Source organism: uncultured Oscillibacter sp. (assembly GCF_947654275.1).
Taxonomy (GTDB): Bacteria; Bacillota; Clostridia; order Oscillospirales; family Oscillospiraceae; genus Oscillibacter.
In genome coordinates, this window is the sequence record NZ_CANTJS010000037.1 from 21067 (window position 1) to 27547 (window position 6481).

General features: G+C 61.3%; 4 protein-coding genes. All 4 read right to left on the bottom strand.

The annotated features are described in order from the left end of the window. Positions 1-220 precede the first annotated feature (220 nt). A complete protein-coding gene (locus tag Q0063_RS10395) occupies positions 221-1489 on the bottom strand; it encodes an ABC transporter permease (RefSeq protein WP_297871906.1) in 1269 nt (422 codons plus the stop codon). A gap of 174 nt (positions 1490-1663) precedes the next feature. After that, positions 1664-2365, bottom strand: a complete 702-nt coding sequence (locus Q0063_RS10400) for an ABC transporter ATP-binding protein (RefSeq protein ID WP_297871907.1) — start codon at positions 2363-2365, stop codon at positions 1664-1666. Position 2366: 1 nt separating this feature from the next. Further along, positions 2367-4064: an HlyD family efflux transporter periplasmic adaptor subunit gene (locus Q0063_RS10405; protein ID WP_297871908.1), complete on the bottom strand. Its 1698-nt coding sequence runs from the start codon at positions 4062-4064 to the stop codon at positions 2367-2369. Positions 4065-4370: 306 nt separating this feature from the next. Next, positions 4371-6401, bottom strand: a complete 2031-nt coding sequence (locus Q0063_RS10410) for a TRAP transporter permease (RefSeq protein ID WP_297871909.1) — start codon at positions 6399-6401, stop codon at positions 4371-4373. Positions 6402-6481 lie beyond the last annotated feature (80 nt).

The following is a 6481-nucleotide window of genomic DNA, read 5'->3' on the forward strand; positions in this document are numbered from 1 at the left end:
TCCCGTCCCCCGGGGGGCCGGTCTCGTCCGTTCCGCTGTGCCTCTTCTCCCCACGGTCACCGCTTCACTGCCGCGCCGCTTCCTTGAAATCCCCTGTTATGGGGGAGCCCAGAGGGGGTCTCCCCCTCTGGTGGAGCGTCCAGTGAAACAAGGCCTCTCCGGTTCCCCGCGAAAGCGGTCCCCGCAGGGCGGGGTAAGCGGAACGGATTTCGCCCCGACGTCACTCGGCCCTCAGCGCCTCCACCGGCTGGAGGTTGGACGCCTTGATGGCCGGATAGCAGCCGAACACCACGCCCAGCAGCACCGACAGTCCAAAGGCTCCCGCCGTCACCGCAGCGGAGGGGTAAATGGTCATCTGGAACAGAATCGTCCCCAGGATGAAGCAGCCCAAGGTCCCGATCAGAATTCCAATGATGCCGCCGATGCCGCAGAGCATGGCCGCCTCGATGAGGAACTGGGTGACGATGCTGCTCCGCTGGGCGCCGATGGCCCGGCGGATACCGATTTCACGGGTGCGCTCCGTCACCGTCACCAGCATGATGTTCATGATGCCGATGCCGCCCACCATCAGCGAAATGGCCGCCACGCCGGCCAGCACGCCGCCGATGAGGTTCAGGGATTCCGTGGCGTACTCCATGCCCTCGTTCTCGGGCTGGACCCTGTAATCGCTGGTGCCCTGATTCAGAAGGCCCTTGAGGAAGCCGTCCAGCCGGGTGACGATCTCGTCCATCTGGGTGACGTCCCTGGCCACGACGATGAAATCCGTAATGTTCTCTCCCCCCAGCACCCGGTGGGCGGTATAGGGGACCAGAACGAAGTTGTCCAGGGTGCTCTGGGAGCCGCTGTCCGGGTTCAGCCGGGAGGCGTAGACCCCCACCACCTCAAAGTTCTGGTTGTTGATCTGCACCACCTTGCCCACCGGGTCCGCCGTGCCGAAGAAGACCTGAGCCGCCTGAGCCCCCAGCACCACCACCTGATTATAGCGCTGGATGTCCAGCAGGGACAGGTCCCGCCCCTTGGCGATGGTCAGATTGCTGCATGCGGCGTATTGGTCGCTGCCGTAATAGAACTGGGGCGGGGCGCTGATCAGGTTATTGTTTTCGTCCCATTCATAGCTCATGTTCCTGGTGGATTTGGTTCCATAGACCATGGTCATGTCCCAGCTGTAGGCGTTGGGCGTCACGCCCACCACCAGGTCCTTCATTCCGTTGCAGTAGTCATAGATATCCGGGAAATAATCTCTGCCCACGCTGACCCAGTTCCCGTTTTCGTCCTCCTCGTACATGTTGTTATAGGCACTGACGGCAATCCGGTTGGTGCCCATGGCTTCGAACTGCTCCATCATTTTGTTGGCATAGCCTGTGATAACCGAGACAATGGTCATCACCGAGGCAATGCCGATGATGATGCCCAGCATGGTCAGCACCGCCCTGCCTTTCTTGCCCCATATGGATTTCCAGGCCATCTTTACTGCCTGCCGTATATTCACAGCCCGGTCACCTCCTGACGCCTGTCCCCGGTGATTTTGCCCCAGATGGACTTCCGGGCCATCTTTACTGCCTGCCGTATGTTCACAGCCCGGTCACCTCCCGGCTCTCAGGACGGCAGACCGCCTCTGTCCCCCGGCGCAAAGCCCCCGGGGCATTCAAAAACCTTGAACATCTCAAAACCAGTCCACCTCCTGCTCCCTGTCCTCCACGATTTTTCCGTCCGTCAGGCGGACGCAGCGGCGGGCCGTGGCGGCGATGCCGTTGTCGTGGGTAATGAGAATCACCGTGGTGCCCTCCCGGTTCAGCTGCTGGAGGAACTCCAGCACCTCGTGTCCCGTCCGGGAGTCCAAGGCGCCGGTGGGCTCGTCGGCCATGATGATGGGGGGCCGGGTGGCAATGGCCCGGGCAATGGCTACCCGCTGCTGCTGGCCGCCGGACATCTCCGTGGGCTTGTGCTTGATTCGCTTGGAGAGGCCCACCCGGTCCAGGGCCTCCAGGGCCATGTCATAGCGGTCGTCGGCATTGATGCCCTGATAAATCAGGGGCAGCTCCACGTTTTCCAGCACCGTCAGCGTCTGGATGAGGTTGTACTGCTGAAAGATGAAGCCAATCTCCTTGTTGCGGATGCGGCTGAGCTCCTTGTCCGTCAGCTCCCGGACATCGGTGCCCTCCAGTATGTAATCCCCCCGGGTGGGGACGTCCAGACAGCCCAGGACGTTCATCATGGTGGACTTGCCGGAGCCGGACTGGCCCACGATGGCCACAAACTCCCCCCGCTGAATGGTGAGGGATACCCCGTCCAACGCCCGGACCTCGCTTTCAAGGCCCTCGCCGTAGATTTTATAAACGCTGCGCAGCTCTACTAAGTTCCCCATATCAGAAACCCCAGGAGGACGACATCTGCACCTGCGTAAAGACCTCGGTGCCTTCCTCCAGACCAGACTTGATTTCCACGTTGTAGTTGTCGGAGATGCCGATTTCCACCTCCACGGGCCAATAGCCCTCAGGGATCATCTCGTCGCTCATGATGCCCTCCACCATATTCTCCGGCTGGTCCCCGGCCACATAGACCACGGTAAGGGTCTCCCCCTCCTCCGTGGACACTGTGCGGACGCACTGGAGGGGCAGAATCAGGCAGTTGTCGTTTTCACTTGCCGTCAGATTATAGTTGATATTGCTGTTGACCTGAAGGGTTTCCTCCGTGTTGTCCACGGAGATCACCATGGGATAGGTGGCCACTCCGTTGTTGACCGTGCTGGAGAGACTGACGCTCTCCACCGTTCCCATGGCCTGGGTGCCCCACTGATCCAGATTCACCATCATGCCCGTCTGGACGGCGCTGACATTCCGCTCGTCCACGGTGGCGTTGACAATCAGGGAGGAGGTATCCGAGATGCTGACCACCACGGTATTGGCGGCCACCTCATCCCCGGGCTTGATGGTCAGGCCGATGACCTTTCCGTCGATAGAGGCCACGGCGCTGCAATTTGCCAGATTTTTCTCGGCGGTCTCCAGGGTCTTCCGGGCCTCGTCCAGACTCTGCTGGGCGGCAAAAATCTCCGCCTCGCTGTCCTCGCCGTCGATGCGGACCAGGACCTGCCCCTGCGTCACCTGGAGATAGTCCACCAGGGAGCTGGAAATCACCGTGCCGTTGACGGTGGATTTCAGCTCGCCGGTGCGGTAATACTCCAGCTTGCCGGCCTCATAGGGATACACGGTTTCGCCCCCGGCCTCCACAGTGGCGGAGGCCGTCATCTCGGCGCTGAGGGCCCCCTCGTTCTCCACCAGAATATCGGCGGAAAAGAGCTTGGTGCCCTCCGGCGTAATGCGGCTGACCATGTGAACCGCCTCCACCGTGCCGGGCAAGGAGCTCATCAGGGCCGGGACGGACACCTCCACGCTCTGGCCCTCGTAAATCATGCCCTCGTAGGCATAGCTGTAATATTGTGTAAGCCGGAGCCGGGTGTCGTCCGCCAGAATGGCCACCTTCTGCCCCTTGCTGATGACGTCGCCGGGGTTCAGGTCCTCCGTCTCCATCAGCTTGCCCGGATAGCCCGCCGCCAGATTCAGTCCGGCGATGTCCTTTTGCAGAGTGGACAGGGTCTTCTCAAAGCCCAGCACGTCCTGCCGGGCCTTTTCCACGGCGCTGCGGGCGTCGTCCGACTCAATGATGAACAGCGGCGTCCCGGCAGTGACCACGTCGCCCTCCGCCACCATCACCTCCTTCACCGTTCCGACGGTGGCAATGGTAATGGTCTCGCTGTTTTTGGCTTTGGTCATGCCGCTTCCCTCCACCGTGGCGGTGATGGAGCCGTACTGCACCACGTCGGTGAGAACCTGGGTTTCCTTGCCGCCGCCGGAGCCGCCCAGAAAATGCTTGGCCGCCAGTGCGCCGCCGGCAATAATCAGCAGGAAGACCAGCCACCGGACCGCGCGCCGCCGCTTTTTGCGGGGCAGCCCCTTCCACTTCTTCCAGAGGGATTTTTTCTCCTTCTTCTCCGCTTCCGCGTCCTGAGCCGCCGGGGCGGCGGTCTCCGGCCCGGTCCGGGCCTCAAGATCCTTGACTTCTGACATTTGACTTCTCCTTCACCGATTTCAAATAGATTCCCGCGGCGGCTCCTCCGTTCTGCCGCCCTGTGGACACAAATGGATCATGCCTTGTTCCGGCATCAAAACTGTATCATTGATACTAGAACAGTTTGCCATGGAAAACAACAACAAAACGGTTACAGTTTCCGTAAATGGCCTCTTTTTACTTAGACGTATGAAACCCCCAAAAGGTTTCAGGAAATTTTAGGGGCCCCTCCCCCCTGGACAGCCTATTCCGGCAGAGGGCAAAAAATCCGCCCGGTCGGGCGGATTTTTTTAAGGCCGTGCGCTTTACGCGGCGCGTCCGGCGGTGAAACGCTGGTAAAAGACCGCGCCCAGCACCAGGACCAGACCCGCAATATCGCTGGCGTGGCCCGGGAACATCATAGCCAGTCCGCCCAGGGCCATGGCCGCCCGCACCAGCGGAGCGATGGGGCGGAACAGATGGCCGTTGAGGGCTGCCGCCACGCCGAAGAGACCGATCAGGGAGGTGGCGGAGATCTGAAGCACCTGGATGGCGTTGGTGTCCACCAGGAGCATGTCGGGGTTGAAGGCGAAGATATAGGGCACGATGAAGGCGGCGATAGCCAGCTTGGTGGCGTTGATGCCGGTCTTCATGGGGTCCGATTTGGCAATGGCGCTGCCGGCGTAGGCCGCCAGGGCCACGGGAGGCGTGATATCCGCCACAATGCCGAAATAGAACACGAAGAAATGGGCGGGGATACGGTCGATGCCCAGCTGAATCAGAATGGGGGCGCAGGTAGTGGCCATGATGCAGTAGTTGGCCGTGGTGGGCACGCCCATACCCAGGACGATGCAGCAGAGCATGGTCAGAAACAGGGCGATGAACAGGGACAGGGCAGGAATGGGAATCATGTTGCTGATGTTGATAACCCCGTTGATGAGCTTGGAGGCCAGTCCCGTCACGGTGATGCAGCCGGACACAATGCCCGCCATGGAACAGGCCACCGCCACAGTGATGCAGCTGCGGCCGCCGGCCTCCAGAGAGCTGAGAATCATGGACCCGGTGTCCTTCACACCGTGGGACAGGGCGTCCTTTTCGTAGAGGACCCGGCAGTCCCAGAAAATACCCGGCAGGCTCACCAGAATCGCCAGAACAATGGCGATGGATGCGGAATACTGGAGGGTCCGGACATTCCCGGCCACCAGCCAGACCAGAATCACCAGCGGCAGCAGCAGATAGATGCTGCGGACCAGCACCCGGAACTTGGGCAGCTGATCCCGGGGAACGCCCTTGAGCCCCAGCCGCTTGGCCTCCAGATGGACGGAGAGGAAGATGCCGGTGAAGTACAGCAGGGCGGGCAGAATGGCCTTTATGGCCACGTTGGCATAGGTGGTGTCCATGAACTCCGCCATGAGGAAGGCCGCCGCGCCCATGATGGGGGGCATGATCTGGCCGCCGGTGGAGGCGGCAGCCTCCACCGCCCCGGCGAACTCGCCCTGATAGCCGGTCTTTTTCATCATGGGGATGGTGACGGAGCCGGTGGTGACGGTGTTGCCCACGGAGGACCCGGACACCATGCCGCACAGGGCGGAGGAAATGACCGCCACCTTGGCCGGACCGCCGGAGGAGCTGCCCGCCGCGGAGTTGGCCAGGTCGATGAAGAAGCTGGAGATGCCGGTGCGCTCCAGGAACGCGCCGAAGATGATGAACACAGCGATGAACTTGGCGCAGACCTGCACCGGGGTGGCCATGACGCCGGACGTGCCGTAAAACAGGGTATACACCACCCGGGCCAGGTTCTGTCCGCCGGCAGTAAAGGTATACACCAGCAGCACGCCGGCTACGCAGAGAATGGGCAGGCCCACGCAGCGCCGGCACAGCTCCGCCAGACACGCGATGCCCACGATGCCCAGGATGATATAGAACCACGCGCCGTCAATGGGTTTTTCGCCAAAGGGGTTGATCTTGGCGGCGCTGGTCAGCAGCCTGGCCAGAGTCTTGTAGTTCAGGCAGTAATAGAAGAAGGAACCGGCCCCCAGGAGCATCAGCGCCACGTCGTACCAGGGCATGGCGTTGGGCCTTACATGGTCCTTATGAACGGGATAGGTCAGGTAGCCCATGACGATGATGAGCCCCAGGAAGGAGCTGAGCCGGATGGGCATGTCCCAGGTGCACCAGAGGGTCATCCAGATGCAGTACAGGGAAAAGAGGGCCATGACGACGCTGACCAGCAGCTTGGGCCTGCCCTCCCAGATGCGGGTGGCGGACTCCCGGTCAAATTTGCGCATGACCTCGTCCATTTCACCCGGCGCGCCCGCGTTTGCGCCGGAAAGATTCTTTTGCTCTTTCTCGCTCATTGGCGAAGCCTCCTTATCTAGTATCACGCCCTTGCCGTATTGAAGGGGCGGTCTTTTCCTGGAGTGTCCATTCCCGCAGC